16 protein-coding genes are annotated in these 15,844 nt (G+C 55.8%); 6 read left to right on the forward strand and 10 right to left on the reverse strand.

What is annotated here, in order from left to right:
* Nucleotides 1-3: 3 nt before the first annotated feature.
* The gene (locus BM205_RS02785; RefSeq protein ID WP_092412258.1) at nucleotides 4-459 is read right to left on the reverse strand and encodes an outer membrane lipoprotein; all 456 of its coding nucleotides are present in this window, start codon (nucleotides 457-459) and stop codon (nucleotides 4-6) included.
* Nucleotides 460-843: 384 nt separating this feature from the next.
* On the opposite strand from BM205_RS02785, the gene BM205_RS02790 reads away from it, so the two are divergent.
* From BM205_RS02790 to BM205_RS02805, 4 genes are read left to right on the forward strand one after another with little or no spacing between them, the layout of a single operon-like run.
* On the forward strand, nucleotides 844-1,098 hold the full coding sequence (locus BM205_RS02790; protein WP_092412260.1) for a hypothetical protein: 255 nt from the start codon (nucleotides 844-846) through the stop codon (nucleotides 1,096-1,098).
* Complete coding sequence (locus BM205_RS02795) at nucleotides 1,095-1,862, forward strand: prolipoprotein diacylglyceryl transferase (RefSeq protein ID WP_092412262.1); 768 nt, start codon at nucleotides 1,095-1,097, stop codon at nucleotides 1,860-1,862. Before BM205_RS02790 ends, BM205_RS02795 begins: the two co-directional genes overlap by 4 nt.
* 31 nt (nucleotides 1,863-1,893) lie before the next feature.
* Complete coding sequence (locus tag BM205_RS02800; protein ID WP_175511125.1) at nucleotides 1,894-2,673, forward strand: SEL1-like repeat protein; 780 nt, start codon at nucleotides 1,894-1,896, stop codon at nucleotides 2,671-2,673.
* Nucleotides 2,670-4,139, forward strand: a complete 1,470-nt coding sequence (locus BM205_RS02805; protein WP_092412266.1) for a radical SAM protein — start codon at nucleotides 2,670-2,672, stop codon at nucleotides 4,137-4,139. The genes BM205_RS02800 and BM205_RS02805 overlap by 4 nt, the downstream gene beginning before the upstream one ends.
* Here BM205_RS02805 and BM205_RS02810 read toward each other — a convergent pair.
* From BM205_RS02810 to BM205_RS02845, 8 genes are all read right to left on the reverse strand, one after another.
* Nucleotides 4,136-4,885, reverse strand: coding sequence for an SDR family oxidoreductase (locus BM205_RS02810; RefSeq protein ID WP_092412268.1), 750 nt, complete (start codon nucleotides 4,883-4,885; stop codon nucleotides 4,136-4,138). The two genes, BM205_RS02805 and BM205_RS02810, sit on opposite strands and share 4 nt — an antisense overlap.
* Nucleotides 4,886-4,897: 12 nt before the next feature.
* On the reverse strand, nucleotides 4,898-6,157 hold the full coding sequence (locus BM205_RS02815) for a phenylacetate--CoA ligase family protein (RefSeq protein WP_092412270.1): 1,260 nt from the start codon (nucleotides 6,155-6,157) through the stop codon (nucleotides 4,898-4,900).
* A 58-nt stretch (nucleotides 6,158-6,215) separates the two neighbouring features.
* Nucleotides 6,216-7,019 carry an ABC transporter ATP-binding protein gene (locus tag BM205_RS02820; protein ID WP_092412272.1) on the reverse strand — a complete coding sequence of 268 codons (804 nt, stop codon included), beginning with the start codon at nucleotides 7,017-7,019 and terminating at the stop codon, nucleotides 6,216-6,218.
* A 62-nt stretch (nucleotides 7,020-7,081) separates the two neighbouring features.
* Nucleotides 7,082-8,404, reverse strand: a complete 1,323-nt coding sequence (locus tag BM205_RS02825) for an ABC transporter substrate-binding protein (protein ID WP_092412274.1) — start codon at nucleotides 8,402-8,404, stop codon at nucleotides 7,082-7,084.
* A gap of 60 nt (nucleotides 8,405-8,464) precedes the next feature.
* Complete coding sequence (locus BM205_RS02830) at nucleotides 8,465-9,541, reverse strand: branched-chain amino acid ABC transporter permease (RefSeq protein ID WP_092412276.1); 1,077 nt, start codon at nucleotides 9,539-9,541, stop codon at nucleotides 8,465-8,467.
* 47 nt (nucleotides 9,542-9,588) lie between these two features.
* Nucleotides 9,589-10,503: a branched-chain amino acid ABC transporter permease gene (locus tag BM205_RS02835; protein WP_092412278.1), complete on the reverse strand. Its 915-nt coding sequence runs from the start codon at nucleotides 10,501-10,503 to the stop codon at nucleotides 9,589-9,591.
* Nucleotides 10,504-10,524: 21 nt separating this feature from the next.
* Nucleotides 10,525-11,352 (reverse strand): ABC transporter ATP-binding protein, encoded by an 828-nt coding sequence (locus BM205_RS02840; RefSeq protein ID WP_254783722.1) that lies wholly within the window; start codon nucleotides 11,350-11,352, stop codon nucleotides 10,525-10,527.
* A gap of 61 nt (nucleotides 11,353-11,413) precedes the next feature.
* Nucleotides 11,414-13,381, reverse strand: coding sequence for an AMP-dependent synthetase/ligase (locus BM205_RS02845; protein ID WP_092412282.1), 1,968 nt, complete (start codon nucleotides 13,379-13,381; stop codon nucleotides 11,414-11,416).
* 238 nt (nucleotides 13,382-13,619) lie between these two features.
* Between BM205_RS02845 and BM205_RS02850 the strand changes: the two genes are divergently transcribed.
* Both BM205_RS02850 and BM205_RS02855 read left to right on the forward strand, forming a co-directional pair.
* On the forward strand, nucleotides 13,620-14,276 hold the full coding sequence (locus BM205_RS02850; protein ID WP_175511147.1) for a Crp/Fnr family transcriptional regulator: 657 nt from the start codon (nucleotides 13,620-13,622) through the stop codon (nucleotides 14,274-14,276).
* A gap of 18 nt (nucleotides 14,277-14,294) precedes the next feature.
* The gene (locus BM205_RS02855; protein ID WP_092412286.1) at nucleotides 14,295-14,789 is read left to right on the forward strand and encodes a DNA-deoxyinosine glycosylase; all 495 of its coding nucleotides are present in this window, start codon (nucleotides 14,295-14,297) and stop codon (nucleotides 14,787-14,789) included.
* A 32-nt stretch (nucleotides 14,790-14,821) separates the two neighbouring features.
* Here the strand turns inward: BM205_RS02855 and BM205_RS02860 are convergent, their stop codons facing one another.
* The gene (locus BM205_RS02860) at nucleotides 14,822-15,844 is read right to left on the reverse strand and encodes a histone deacetylase family protein (RefSeq protein ID WP_092412288.1); all 1,023 of its coding nucleotides are present in this window, start codon (nucleotides 15,842-15,844) and stop codon (nucleotides 14,822-14,824) included.

The raw sequence follows: 15,844 nt of genomic DNA on the forward strand, positions 1-15,844 counted from the left end.
CGATTAGTGCGTTACCCGGGTAACGCCGCCCGACGACAACAAACGAACGCGGTCGCCAACATTGAAGCGCTCGTCGGCATCCTGGGTTATGGCACGCAATTCGCCGTTACTCAGACGCACGGTAATTTCAAGCCCCGGACGCTGGTTCAGGTTATTCTGCACCTGGTTACCGGCAATCCCGCCGAGCACCGCGCCCACCACACCAGCCGCGAGCGAGCCGTTGCCACTACCGATGAGCGAACCGGCGGCAACGCCACCAAGCGCACCACCGACCAAGGTGCCAGCGCCGTTGCCGTCACGACTCTTGTCGATGGTCACCGGACGCACCGAATCAACTACCGCCATACGCACCGTCTGCTCACCCTGAGCCTGGCTGCTGTTATAGACGCTCGCCGAATTAGGCGTCACGGCGCAACCGCTCAAGGCCACCAACGCGGCGACTACGATCAGATTCTTCATTCTTGATAGCTCCATCATAAATTACTCAAACACAAAATTGCCGCAGACAAATAACCCGCGTAGCGCACCGACAGAGGGGTTGCCGAGCCAGGCAGATTGCAGCGCCGTAGTTTGCAACACTGGATTAGCTTTTCGCCAACACTGCGCATTTTATCAATTTTTGCGGGCAACCGGAGTTTTGCCGAAAAAGCCCGGGCAGTCTTGCAAGTCATACGCGATCTGCGCACTGACAATGCCGACATGTTTACCGCTGGCCAATATTTGATTAGAGCAATCGTGCACGCGCCATGTCTTGCTGATGAAGCGATGTACAAAATTGCTTTTGAACAACTAAAGACTATATAATCATTCTTCGTTGCCAAATTCAATGCCAGCAAGGCCCCCATGAAGACGTTGTTCAAAGCACTTAGCATCATGTTTCTTTTAGCACTGATGGTCGGCTTTGGCTTATGTGGTTTGCTAGGAATTGCCTCTGGAGCTCACTACAAAGCCAATAGCGGTGACCGGTCTATTTTTCTCCTTGGATGCGCAGGAGTAGGAATCAGTATCGCGCTGTGCTTCGTTATATATCGCATTGCCAGATATGGCAGCGTGTTTCGGATTGCAAAGAAGTCTTGTCAAGACAAATCCGAACAATGAAAACAGTCGTCTTTTCCAGCACGACTGCACATCTCATCCATTTGTTTTTTGAATGGGCGGCCATCGCATCCGGCGTCCAGCTATATCGCTGGCAACGAGCGCGTCAAGGCCTCTCTGGCATCCTGGAGCCGGGACAATACGCCGTCATCATCGGCTGCATACTCGGCGCAGCGATCGGGAACAAGCTAGTGTTCTGGATGGAATTCCCCCAGCTATGGGCATCATCTTCTTTAGACATCAACCTCTGGATGTCTGGACAATCTATCGTCGGTGGTTTGCTGGGCGGACTGTGTGGCGTAGAGATTGCCAAGAAACTGATCGGATCACAACGCTCAACGGGCGACAATTTTGTCTTGCCATTGATGCTGGGCACAGCCGTCGGGCGCATCGGTTGTTTTCTGGCAGGACTGCACGACGGCACTTATGGCGTACCCACCCATATGCCGTGGGGCGTCGACTTTGGCGACGGCATATCTCGCCACCCTACTCAACTGTACGACATTCTCTTTGTACTAATTTGGGGTGGCGCCATTTTGTTTTTTCAAAAACGCTGGCGCGAAAGTCCCGGCCTTCTTTTCAAATTTTATCTATCGGGTTATTTATTGTGGCGTTTACTGGTCGATGGCATCAAACCGGTTCCCTATGAATATGCCGCTGGCCTTAGCGGCATACAGATCGTGTGTTTATTGGCCTTACTGTGCTATCTCCCGTTTGTAATCAAACAATTCTTAAACCTTAAAAAAAATGCGCCTCTTTTCCAGTGACCGATCGCGTGCAGCGTTATTGATAGTGAGTTTGAGTTTGATTGGCGGTACGGGTTGCATCACTGCCTCTATCGTCAACAGCGTGCAACAAAAAAATGCACAGCGGGCCAGTGCAGAAATGCAGAAAACAAAAATTGAAGGATATAAAGTAGCCGCCAGCCGCGGTGACCTGGAGGCCATGACACAACTTGGATTGGAATACATAAATGGTTCACCAAGCCTGGAAAGAGATATCCCCACAGGCATCTCTTTACTTGAACAGGCGGCAGCCAGACAATATGGCCCTGCGGAATATGCCTTGGGCTGGCTTTTACTCAATGGCTCCAATCGGCAGTACAACGGCAGAACCCTCAGCGCAGAACAATTACCTCCAGATCCCTCGCGCGGAATAGAATTATTAAAACGATCGTCCACACGTTCTTGCAGTCCTTCACCTGTGTTTTTCAATCGCTTTTCTGCGTTTGACGTCAGCGACATATATCGTGATAGCGGGGTTAATAGCGGAATCATCAGGCAGGACATCCCACAAGCCGACCTTTGGCTTGCACGCAGCATCCTGGATTGCAAATACCCATTCCACACTGCGATTAAATACAAATTTTTGGGCTCAACAGAAGCTGGTACGGCCGCTAAAATTAAAGCGCTAGCTTTTCTCCTGATGCTACCAGCCAGCGACACCCTCGCGAAACTGCAAGCAGCCATGTCTCCGGCAGACATACAGGCGGCGCAAGAAAAAATGGCAATGCTACGCCAGGCTGCCCTCGAATCGAAACAACAATATCCCGCACCGCCTTACCCGAGCCAACGATGACGCGCAAAATCCGGCCTTACCTTTTTTACGACACCACCACTTCGGTATGTTCAACCTGCCTGCATCCGGTTGAAGCCAAGATCATCTTTAAGGATGGCCATGTCTACATGGACAAGTGGTGTACTGCGCACGGCAGCGAACGCGTGCTGGTTAGCGATGATGTCGAGTATTACCGTTTGTGTCGCGAGGTGTTCGTCAAACATCCGGAAATGCCGCAAACGTTTAACACTAAAATGGAATACGGCTGTCCTTATGATTGCGGCCTGTGCCCGGACCATATGCAGCATTCTTGCTTGTCCATCGTTGAAATTACCGACAACTGCAATTTGAATTGCCCGGTTTGTTATGCCGAAAGCGGCACTCATCGGGAACAGCATAAGCCCTTGGCTGACGTCATCAAGATGCTTGACGCCGTTGTGGCCAATGAAGGCGAGGCGGATGTCATGCAATTGTCCGGCGGCGAACCCACTTTACATCCGCAATTCTGGGAAATTCTGGATGCAGCCAAGGCGCGGCCGATCAAACATGTGATGGTTAACACCAACGGCATCGTGTTGGCGCAAGATCCTGAGTTTGTGCAACGTCTCGCAAGCTATGCGCCAGGAATAGAAGTGTATTTGCAATTCGATTCCATGCGCGCAGAAGTACATAAGGTATTGCGCGGCGCTGATTTAAGCCGTATCCGATTACAAGCATTAAAAAACCTGAATGCGGCCGGCCTATCCACCACTTTGGTAGTGACGCTGAAAAAAGGTTTGAATGACGATGAGATTGGCGCCATTATCGATTTCGCTTTGACGCAACCGTGTGTCCGCGGCGTTACCTTGCAGCCGATTCAAGATGCTGGCCGCGTTGAAAATTACGATCCTCGCCTGCATCGCCTGACTGTTTCAGAAATACGTCGCAAGATCGCAGAACAAACCAGCGTATTCACATTGCAGGACATCGTCCCGGTGCCCTGCAATCCCGATACGCTGGCAATGGCCTACGCTCTCAAAACCGACGAAAAAACTGTCCCGCTAACACGCTATCTTGATCCGCAATCTTTAGTCGAAGGCAGTGGCAACACGATAGTTTTCGAGCGCGACGAAGCGCTCAAGAAGAATATGAAAGACCAGATATTCAAGCTGTTTTCGACCAACCATTCCCCAGAATCGCAAGCCAACTGTCTTTCTGAATTAATGTGCTGCCTGCCTTTGATTTCTGCACCGCAGACACTGCGTTACGACAATGTGTTTCGGGTCTTGATTGTGCAATTTATGGATGCATATTCCTTGGATGTTCGCGCCTTGAAAAAATCCTGCATACATTTTGCCCAAGCCGATGGAAAAATGATTCCATTTGAAAGTTACAACCTGCTCTATCGCGACGACAAACGGCTAACGGCAATCCGCAAAAGCATCGCGCAACAAACCACCAGCAGGCGTGCCTCCGACCGCATTCCAATCACGCCGATCCAGGCCTAACGGCCGCCGGCGACATCGATAAATGTACCGGTGCAATAGGATGCCTCGTCCGATACCAGCCACATGATCGCGCGCGACACTTCCTCGGCGCTGCCGCCGCGCCGCATCGGCACCGAGTCCTTGACACGATCGACCCGGCCAGGCTCGCCGCCGCTGGCATGGATATCGGTATAGATGACACCGGGCCTGACTGCATTGACGCGGATACCCTGATCGGCAACCTCTTTCGCCAGGCCGATCGTCATGGCGTCGATCGCTCCCTTGGACGCCGCATAATCGACGTACTCCCCCGGACCGCCGAGTTTTGCCGCCATCGACGACAGGTTGACGATGGCGCCGCCGTTGCCGCCAAAATGGGTAGACATGCGTCGCACCGCTTCGCGGGCGCACAAGAAACTGCCGACGATATTAGTGGTGAACACCCGCTGCAAACGGGCCACGTCCATTTCCTCGACGCGCATCTGCCGTTCCAGGATTCCAGCGTTATTGACCAGAGCGGTCACCGTGCCAAGCTGAGCGTCTACCGTTTGAAACAGGTTCAGCACGTCAGCCTCGACGGCAACATCGCCGGCTACCGCCAACGCTTCGCCGCCGGCCGCGCGAATCGCCGCCACCACCGACTCGGCGGCGCTGCGGTTATGCACATAGTTGACGCACACGGAGTAACCGCGTGCTGCGGCCCAATGGGCGGTGGCGGCGCCAATCCCGCGGCTAGCGCCGGTAATTACAATCACTTGCTTTGACATGCCCGGCTTCCTTTATTCGTATTTGCGGGCATCCTCGATGACTTTACCGTCATTCGGCAGGCTGCCCGGCGCGACAAACAGAATCTCGCCGCGTAGTTTAGTCAATTCGCGCAGGCTGTCGGCAATCTGCTCTGCTGCAAGCCTGGTTGTAGCGGCAGCCGCGGCAGGCAACTCGCAATGCAGCGTCATCACATCATTCGCCATCGCGCCACTCACTACCAGGCGCGCCTTGAGGATCTGCGGATGACGCTTCAGCACCTCGGCCAGTTGCGACGGATGGACGAACATGCCGCGCACCTTGGTTACCTGGTCAGCGCGCCCCATCCAGCCCTTGATGCGGGTATTGGTGCGGCCGCATGGCGATACACCTTCCAGCACCGCCGACAAATCACCGGTGGCGAAACGTATCAGAGGATAATCCGGATTAAAAGAAGTCAGCACCACCTCGCCGACTTCACCAGCGGCAACCGGATCTCCGGTGCCGGGCCGTACGATTTCCAGGATCAGCTCTTCATCCAGGATCATACCCGGATTGAGCTGGCCGTTGCTGAGCGACTCGTAAGCGATATTGCCGATGTCGGCCGAGGCATACAATTGCAGCACGTGCGGCACGCCGTTATCGTGGAACCATTGGCGCAGCGACGGCGGCAAGGCTTCGGCACTGAGCAGAGCGCGCTGCAGGCTGCCGATATCGGCGCCTATCTCGCGCGCTTTTTCGATAATGATCTTGAGGAAAGACGGTGTGCCGACATAAGCATCGGGACGCAATGCCGCCATCGCCTGTACCTGCAATTCGGTCTGTCCTATGCCGGCCGGGATCACGGCACAGCCCAGCTTGCCGGCTGCCCCTTCAACCATGAAGGCAGCCGGCGTGAAATGGTAGGCGAAACAATTTTGTATCAGATGGCCGGCGCGCAATCCCAAGGCGCGCATCGGCCGCGCAAAGCGCCACCAATCCTGGCTATATCCTTCCGGATCGAAAATCGGCCCGGGCGAGACATAGAGCCGCCGTAGCTGCCGATGCGGGGTTGTCGTCAGGCCGCCGAACGGCGGCTCTTGCGCCTGCAAATCGTGCAAGTCCGATTTGCGCGTGACCGGCAATTGCGCCAGCGCGGCACGATCCCGGACATCGGCGGCGGATACGCCGCGCAGAATACGCGCCCATCCGGTTGCGCCTTGGGCCCGCGCAACCAGTTGCGGCAAGTTCGCCATCAGGTCCGCCTCGCGTTGTTGCGGCTGGCGTGTTTCAAAAGGATCAAGAATGTCAGACATGGCTGGCCTGTGTGCGTGGGCAGAAAGCGATGTAGTTAAAAATCAAAAAATGAGACTGTCAGGCCAGCCAGCGCTTGCGGCGCCTATAAAATTTCATGTCGCGGAAATTCTTGCGCCCTGCAGCCGATACGCCCAGATAGAACTCTTTCACGTCTTCGTTGCTGGCCAGCTCGCTGGCAGCGCCTTCCATTACCACCCGGCCGTTTTCCAGGATGTAGCCGAAATCGGCATAACGCAGCGCCACCATGGTGTTTTGCTCGGCCAGCAGGAACGACACGTTTTCCCTGCGGTTCAGGTCCTTGACGATTTCAAAGATTTCCTCGACCACCTGGGGCGCCAACCCCATCGACGGTTCATCCAGCAAGATCATCGACGGCTTGGCCATCATCGCCCGCCCGATTGCCGTCATCTGCTGCTCGCCGCCGGATGTATAGCCGGATTGCGATTTGCGCCGCACTTTCAAGCGAGGAAAGTAATCGTAGATCTTTTCCAGCTCCTGTTTGACCTGGGTATGACTGATGTTGCGGGTGTAAGCACCGGTCAGGAGATTCTCTTCCACCGTCAGATGGCCGAAACAATGGCGTCCTTCCATCACCTGGATCACGCCGCGCTTGACCAGGTCGTTCGGGGTCAGGCGGTCGACCCGTTCGCCGTTGTATTCGATGCTGCCCTTGGTGACATCGCCACGTTCCGCCGACAGCAGATTGGAGATCGCTTTCAATGTCGTGCTTTTGCCGGCGCCGTTGGCGCCAAGTAAAGCGACGATCTTCCCCTGCGGCACGGCCAGCGACACCCCTTTCAGCACCAGGATGACGTGGTCGTAGATCACTTCGATATTGTTGATGCTGAGTGCTGTTCCCATGCTTCCCTCGGCTATGCATTAAAGACGTCGACGCCCGGATTAAGCGCCGACGCCGACGCTATTTACTTCAGGCAGGCGGGCGTGATGCCTTTTTCTTTTGCATACTTCGCAGCGGAAGCCTTGAACAGCGGGTGGATCAGGTTCTTGTTGCCTTCGATCCAGTCTGATACCAGCACCCACTTGCTGCCATCCCATTGCTGGACCTTGATCTTGCCCGAACCTTCGTGGTTATCGCAGGAGGTCTTGATTTCAGGCAGCAGGCCGGTAGCGCCGAGTTGCTGCAGGCGCGCGTTAGTGATATTCAGATTCTCCAGCCCCCAGCGCACATCTTCTCCGCTCATGACCTTGCCTTTGCCGTACTTGGTTTGGGCGGTCCGTATCGCTTCCACGGTAGCCAATGCAGCCGACACGCCACGGTTATAAAGTATCGAACCGATCTTCGCCTTGTCCTGCATATTTCCCTTGCCGGCGCCGTATACCACTTTCTCGATATCGGCGATCAGCGGGACGTTTTTTCCGGAAACATTCCAGGTAGCGCTCAGATAACCCTTGGCGGCATCGCCGGCCGGAACGGTGTCTTCCTCAGATCCGGCCCACCATGAGCCGATGATCTTGTCGCGTGCAAAACCAACTTTCTGTGCTGCTTTCAAGGCAGTCTGGTTCATCACGCCCCAGCCCCAGAAAATGACGTAATCCGGATTTTCCTGGCGAATCTTCAGCCATTGTGCGCCCTGCTCGTTGCCGGGATGGGCAACCGGGATCTGCACCACCTTGAACTTGCCCAACGTCGCTTCGGCTTCCAGCGCGACTATCGGTTCCTTGCCGTAGGCCGAGTCGTGGTATAGGAACACGATTTTCTTGCCTGCCAGCGAGCCGTTGTTTTTACTTGCCAGGTATTTCACGATCGCCGAAATCTGCATCTGGTAGGTGGTCACTAGCGGAAACGCGTACGGGAACACAGAACCGTCGACCGCATCGGTCCGGCCGTAACCCACCATCAGCAGCGGCACCTTGTCTTCCGCCGTCTTGTCGATCAGGGCATACGCGATGCCGGTCGCCATGGCATTGATCGCGGTACCTTTGGTGATCGGATTTTTGCCTTTCAGGCGTTCGTAGCATTCAACGCCTTTGGCGTTGTTGTATTCCGTTTCGCATTCTTCCCACGACAACTTGACGCCGTTGACGCCGCCTTCTTTCAGGTTAACGTAGCTCAGGTAGTCGATATAACCGCCGTAATAGGATTGGCCGTTGGTGCCGTATGGACCGACCCGATAGCTGGGAATCGCAATGAATTGATCGGTTGCCTGGGCCATCGCCGGCAGGGCCGGCGCCAGCAGGCAAGCTGCAGCGGCGACAGCGAGCATGATTTGTTTAATAGTTTTCATTATCTGGTCTCCTGGTGCTGGTTATCTGAACTCGGGACTGCTTAATACCTTCTGTACCAATCAATGCGGGAACGGCCATAAGCGCAGTTTCTCTTTGGTGATCTGCCACAGGCGCGCCAGCCCGTGCGGTTCTACAATCAGGAAAAAAATGATCAAGGCGCCAAACAGCATCATCTGGATGTGCGACACGGTAGCATTGGTAAATGGCAGGTGTAGCCAGGTGGCCAGCGGTGGCAAGACGTTATCCAGGAAAATCGGCAGCAACAAGATAAAGGCAGAACCGAGGAACGCCCCCAGGATACTGCCGACGCCGCCGACGATAATCATGAACAGGATGCGGAACGACAAATCCAGGGAAAAGCCGTCCGGCTCCACCGAACCCAGGTAGCAGAAGGCATACAAGGCGCCGGCAACACCGCAGAAAAAGGAACTGACGGCAAACGCCAGCAGCTTGGTCGGCATCAGACGAATGCCGATGACTTCGGCGGCAACGTCCATATCGCGCACCGCCATCCAGGCCCGGCCGGTGGATGAGCGCACCAGGTTTTTCGCCAGCAGCGCCATCACGCAGACAATCGCCAGTACGAACAGGTATTTCTTGACTGGTGTGTTGATGGCGATGCCGAACAGGTCGATCTTTTGCGCGCTGATCACGCCGGAAGAGCTGTCATTGGAAAACCATGGAAACTTGGTCAGCACCCAAATCACGAAAAATTGTGCTGCCAGTGTCGCCACCGCCAGGTAAAAGCCCTTGATACGCAACGACGGCAAGCCGAACAAGACCCCGACCGCAGCCGCGCAGCAACCCGCGAGGATGAAGGACAACAGGATCGGAATGCCCTCAATCCGCAACTGGAAATTATAGGCAGCGTAGGCGCCCACCGCCATGAACGCGGCAGAGCCCAGCGATAGCTGGCCTGCATAACCGGTCAATATATTCAAGCCCAGCGCCGCCAGCGCAAACACCAGGAATGGGATCAGGATGGCGGAAAACCAGTATTCGCTGCCGATCATGGGAATGCCGACAAATGCAACGGCCAGCAAGATAAGCATGCCGATGCGGTCCTGCCGAATCGGGAATATCTGGCTATCCGCGATGTAAGAGGTTTTAAACTGTCCGGCCTCACGATAAAGCATGGCATGTCTCCGTTCGAATTCTCAAGGTTCTGTAGGTGATCAAAGCGTTAAACACGATCGATGTGCCGCTCGCCGAACAAACCTTCCGGCCTCACCAGCAGGAACAGCAACGCGAACACATAGGGAAACCATCCTTCTATGCCGCCGAAATTGCCGCCAAACATGTCTTGCATGACCGGCGGGATATAGATCTCGGCCAGCTTCTCGGATACGCCGATAATCAGACCGCCCGCTATCGCCCCCGGAATCGAAGTAAAACCGCCGAGTATCAGCACCGGCAAGGCTTTCAACGCGGTCATCGTCAGTGCGAACTGCACGCCGTTGCGCGAGCCCCACAGCAAACCGGCAACCAGCGCCACGAAACCAGCCACGCCCCAGACGATGACCCAGATATGGCGCAATGGAATTCCCAGCGAGAGCGCCGCCTGATGATCGTCGGCTACGGCGCGCAAGGCTCGGCCGACCTTGGTCTTCTGGAAAAACAGCGCCAGCAGCAGTACCAGTCCGATCACCATGCCGGAAGCGAACAGATCGAATTTGGAAATCCCGATGCCGAAACCATCCATGATGGAAGCAATCGGTTCATCCACGATACCCAGGTTGATCGCCCGTACTTCGCTGCCGAACAGCATCGGGCCCAATCCCTCCAGGAAAAAAGCTAGCCCGATGGTGGCCATGAATAGCGTGATCGGCGGCTGGTTGACCAGTTTGCGCAACACCAGCCGTTCAGTCGCCACGGCCACCAGCAGCATCACCAGGAAAGCGCCGATAATCGCCGCCCACATGGGCAAACCCTTGTCCATCAGGCCAACCACGGCCAGCGCCGCGAAATAGACCATGGCGCCCTGGGCAAAATTGAACACGCCGGAAGCCTTGTAGATCAGCACGAAACCAAGCGCCACCAGCGAGTACATCAGGCCCGAAAGCAAACCGCTTAGCGTCACCTCAAAGAAAAATTGCATTGCCGTCTCCGTAAGTGAGAGCTAGTGAGAGCTACCGAGGTAGGCTTTGATGACTTCGGGATTGTTCATGACTTCGTCAGGTGTGCCGTCGCCGATCTTCTTGCCGTAATCGAGCACCACGACACGGTCCGAAATATCCATCACCACGCCCATGTCGTGTTCGATCAGGACGATGGTGGTGCCGAACTGATCGTTGACATCCAGTATGAAGCGGCACATATCCTGTTTTTCTTCGACATTCATGCCGGCCATAGGCTCATCCAGCAGCAACATGCTTGGTTCCGCCGCCAGCGCGCGCGCCAGCTCCACCCGTTTTTGCAGGCCATAGGGCAAGCGTCCGACCGGCGTTTTACGGATGTGCTGGATTTCCAGGAAATCGATGACTTCCTCGACCTTGCGCCGATGCTGCACCTCTTCATTGCGCGCCCGGCCCCACCAGATGGCGTTAGCCAGGAAACTCGAATGCATCTTGGTATTACGGCCAGTCATGATGTTGTCAAGCACCGTCATCCCCTTGAACAGGGCGATATTCTGGAAAGTACGCGCAATCCCCTGCCGCGCCACCGTGCTTGGATTCATGCTGTGCCGTGGCACGCCGTGAAACACGATGCTGCCTTTTTGCGGATGGTAGACGCCGTTGATGACGTTGATCATCGAACTTTTCCCGGCGCCGTTAGGGCCGATGATGGCGCGGATCTCATGTTCTTTCACATTGAACGAAATATCGGTGAGCGCCTTGACGCCGCCGAACGACAACGAAATATTCTGCAGGTCCAGCACCACTTCGCCGATGTTGCGGCCCTTGCCGGTCGCTTGCGGATCAGGATCGTATAGTGCTGCACCGGGCATTGCCGTTTCCACCGGGAAGACTTCTTCCGTGACATCTCTTTTCAGGATCGCACTCATAAGGTCAGGCCGCTTTATCAATGGTGGCGAAAATCTTGGCGTCAACGATCTGTAAATCGGCAGCGATCATGCCTTGCCGGCCGTCTTCGAACTTGACCTGGGTTTCTATGTATTGCGATTGCCTGCCGCCATACAACGCATCGATCAGCACTGCGTACTTGGTGGCGATGAAATCGCGCCGCACCTTGCGAGTCCGCGTCAACTCGTCGTCATCGGCATCCAATTCTTTGTGCAGGATCAAAAAGCGGTGAATCTGCGACGCCGCCAGCAAAGGATCCTGGACCAGGTCGGCATTCACCTTTTCGACGCAGTCGCCGATCAGCGCATACACCGCCTGCTGCGCGGCAAGGTCGGCATAACTGCTGTAAGCCAGGTTCCGACGCTCAGCCCAGTTGCCTACCGCATCCATGTCGATATTGATAAACACCGTGCATTGCTCGCGTTGATTACCGAACACCACCGCTTCTTTAATGAAGGGGAAGAACTTCAATTTGTTTTCTATGTACTTGGGCGCAAACAAGGTGCCGCCGGCCATCTTGCCGACATCCTTGGCGCGATCGATGATCTTCAAATGGCCGTCGCCGTCGAAAAATCCGGCATCGCCAGTATGAAAATAACCTTCAGCGTCGATCGCTTCGGCGGTAGCCTCCGGCCGTTTGAAGTACGCTTTCATCAAACCCGGCGAACGCACCAGCACTTCGCCCTTGCTATCGATATGCACCTCGACCCCTCTCATCGGCCGCCCCACCGTATCCAGCTTGACGTCGCCGGATGGCTGCATGCAGACGGTAACGCAGGTTTCAGTCATGCCGTACAACTGCTTCAGGTTGATGCCCAGAGAACGGTAGAAATCGAAAAGATCGGGGCCGATAGCCTCGCCGCCGGTATAGGCAACCCGGATCCGCGACATGCCGAGCACATTCTTCAACGGCCCGTAGATCAGCAGATCGCCGACCGCGTACAACAAACGATCGGTGAGCGACACATCTGATTTTTTATCCAATATGCGAATCCCGACCCGCCGCGCGATACCCATGAAGGCGTGGAACATCTTGCGTTTTATCCAGCCGGCGTCTTCGATCCTGATCATCACTTGCGTCAGGATATTTTCATAGATACGCGGCGGCGCGAAATAATACGTCGGCCCGATCTCGCGCAGATCCATCATCACGGTATTCGGCGATTCCGGGCAATTCAGGCAGAACCCGGCGACATGCGCCTGGGCAAACGAGTACAGGAAATCGCCGACCCAGGCCAGCGGCAGGTAACACAACACATCGTCTTGCTGGTTCAACTGATCGAACTCAACCAGGGTCTGTGCCGTGGTGATCATCGCCGCATGCGTATGGCACACACCTTTCGGTTTGCCTGTGGTGCCAGAGGTATACAGGATGATGGCGATGTCGTCGGCCCGCCCGGCGCTGACCTGGCTCATGAAGAAATCGGGATGCATCTGGTCATAAGCCCGGCCCATCTCTGTCACCTTGGCAAACGATGTCAGTTCCGGCTGATGATAATTGCGCATGCCGCGCTCGTCGTCGACGATGATGCGGCTGATCCGGCGCGGCGACAGCGTCTGTTTGATTTCAAACACCTTGTCGACCTGCTCCTGGTCTTCAACCACCACGAAATCGATTTCAGCATCGTCCATGACATAAGCCATGTCGGCCGCAGGCGCATCCTGATATAACGGCACCGGCATGCCGCCCAGGCACTGGGCAGCTGACATCGCCCAATACAGCCGCGGGCAGTTATTGCCGACTATCGCCAGGCTCATGCCGCGCCGGAAGCCAAGTGCCGCCAAACCGCAGGCAAAGGCCCGGACTTCCCCTGCAACCTGGGCCCAGCTCGTCGCCTGCCAGATGCCGAGATCTTTTTCCCGGAACGCCGGCTGCTGCGGGCGTTCCTTGGCATGCTTCAGGAGCAAACCTGGAAATGTCTCTGCTCCTGGACGTTGTGTTGTCTCCACCATCGCCCCCACCTTTTTTATTTGCCTCCATGGCATCGATACCGGTGCCATGCGCGCTTGTCAGTGTCTAGTCAGTCTGGGCCGGCATCCTTACGTCGCACTTACTATAGTGCCGGTTATTCGCTGCTTTATGCGATGATAGTAGTGTGAGTCGGGAGATGGGGTTGTCATCTCGCAGACAATTGCCGAATTTTCGATATTGCAACGCATCATAATGATCACAGAGACCTCGATTAAAGACATGCTGGCCAAGACCATGTGGGCGCGCTCGCTCACCGGCGAACAACTGACGCGCGTTGAAGCGGAGATGTTCAGCCGCAAGATTTCGAGCGGTGCCTTTGTTTGCCATAAAGGCGATCCGGTCACGCACTGGATTGGCGTGCATGAAGGACTGCTGAAAATGAGCAGCGTTTCGCCCGAAGGGAAAACCGTGTCCTTTGCCGGCATGGCCAACGGCGGCTGGCTGGGCGAAGGCTCGTTGCTCAAGAGCGAACCGCGTAAGTACGACGTGGTAGCGCTGCGTGACAGCGAACTGCTGTACATGCCGAAAGCGACTTATCTATGGCTGCTCGACAACAGCATCCAATTCAATCGATTCCTGGTCACTCAACTCAATGAACGGCTGGCGCTGTTTATTTCGCTGGTGGAATACGACCGCATGCTGGAACCGGACGCACGCGTTGCACGTTGCCTGGCAGCGTTGTTCAACCCTTACCTGAATCCAGGCATTGGCCGCGAGCTGCAAATTTCGCAGGAAGAAGTCGGCAATCTTTCCGGCGCCTCGCGCCAGCGCGCCAACCAGGCTTTGCAGGTACTGGAAAAGGCGGGATTGTTGAAGGTGGATTACGGCAGCATCACCATCCTTGACCTGGATGGTTTGCGCCAATTCCACTCCTGACAGGTTGAACCCGCAGCAATGACTCGCAAGCGCAGCTTTCCACCGGTAGTGGATGAACAGGTCCGTATCCTGATACTGGGCAGTTTGCCAGGTAATGTATCCCTGGCCCACAGCCAGTATTACGCGCATCCGCAAAATCGCTTTTGGAAATTGCTGTCGGAAGTGACCGGCGCCGACCTTCCGGCCTTGCCCTATCCAGACCGGTTGCAGGCTCTGTTGGCCAGACACATCGGCTTATGGGATGTGGTGGCCGATGCACACCGAACCGGCAGCCTGGACAGCAAGATTCGCGACCAGGTGGAGAATGACCTGATCGGTCTGTTGGCTAAGCTGCCCCGCCTGACCACGATTGCCTTTAACGGCGGCACTGCCACGCGGCTCGGCTTGAAAGCCTTGACAGGTCACGCCGAACGCTACCGCATCATCACATTGCCGTCCAGCAGTCCCGCTTACACCCTGGCGTACTCAGAAAAATTAATTGCATGGCAAGAACTAAAAAAATGGGCCAGTTGAGGCAGATGCGCCATTTGAACGGCACCATATGATTAACGGGCGCCGGCAAAGCCGCCAAAGAATGCAGCCGCATTAGCTTCCAGGCTTTCGATGTGATATCCGCCTTCCTGCACAATTGCCGTAGGCAAGCCTAGCGCGCCGACTGCGTCGCCCAGGCGCCTGAAGCCGTCGGTCGTCACTGCCACGCGCGATTGCGAGTCCTCTTTATAAATATCAAAACCCAGCGCCAGCACCACCACGTCCGGCGCGAAGCGTTTTAATGTGTCTAAGGCGTCTTCGACCCGTTCGAAGAATAATTTCTCCGACGATCCATGCGGCATTGGAAAATTGACATTAAAGCCATCGCCCGCCCCTACCCCGTGCTCTTCCTCATAACCGGCGACTACCGGATAAAAATTTGTCGGGTCACCGTGAATCGAGACGTACAGCACGTCACTGCGGTCATAGAAAATTTCCTGCACGCCCTGACCATGATGCATGTCGGTATCCAGAATCGCGACACGGCCAAAGCGGCTACGCAACGCCTGTGCGGCAGCAGCAGCATTGTTAATATAACAAAAACCGCCGGCGCCATCGGCACGCGCATGATGGCCGGGCGGACGACACAGCGCGTAGGCCTGGCGCGCGCCATCGTTGATGGCCGCCGCTGCGGCCAGCGCGCTCTGCGCCGACCAGTATGCCGAGCGCCAGGTATTCGCTCCTATCGGGCAACTGCCGTCTGCCAGAAACCGCGCCGCCTGCGCCAGCACACCGCGCAATGGATTCGGATCGCGTATATAGATGTTCGACATGACCTCGTCGCCCCAGTCGTCCGGTATCTTTTTCCATTCGCCATGGGCTGCCTCAAGAAAGCGCAAATAGCCCGCGTCGTGCACCGCCTGCAAGGGGGCCATACCGAAATCGGCCGGCTCGCGGACATCGAAACCGAGCGCTTTCGAGGCCGCGACCAGACGCGCAGCGCGCTCGGGAATTTCTTGCGGCGTGCGCATCTGTCCACGCGACAGATAGCTACGCGGGTGATGCAGTAATTGTTCCGGATGAAAATAGGTCAGCAT

This window comes from Collimonas sp. OK307, assembly GCF_900113705.1.
In the GTDB taxonomy this organism is placed as follows: Bacteria; Pseudomonadota; Gammaproteobacteria; order Burkholderiales; family Burkholderiaceae_D; genus Collimonas.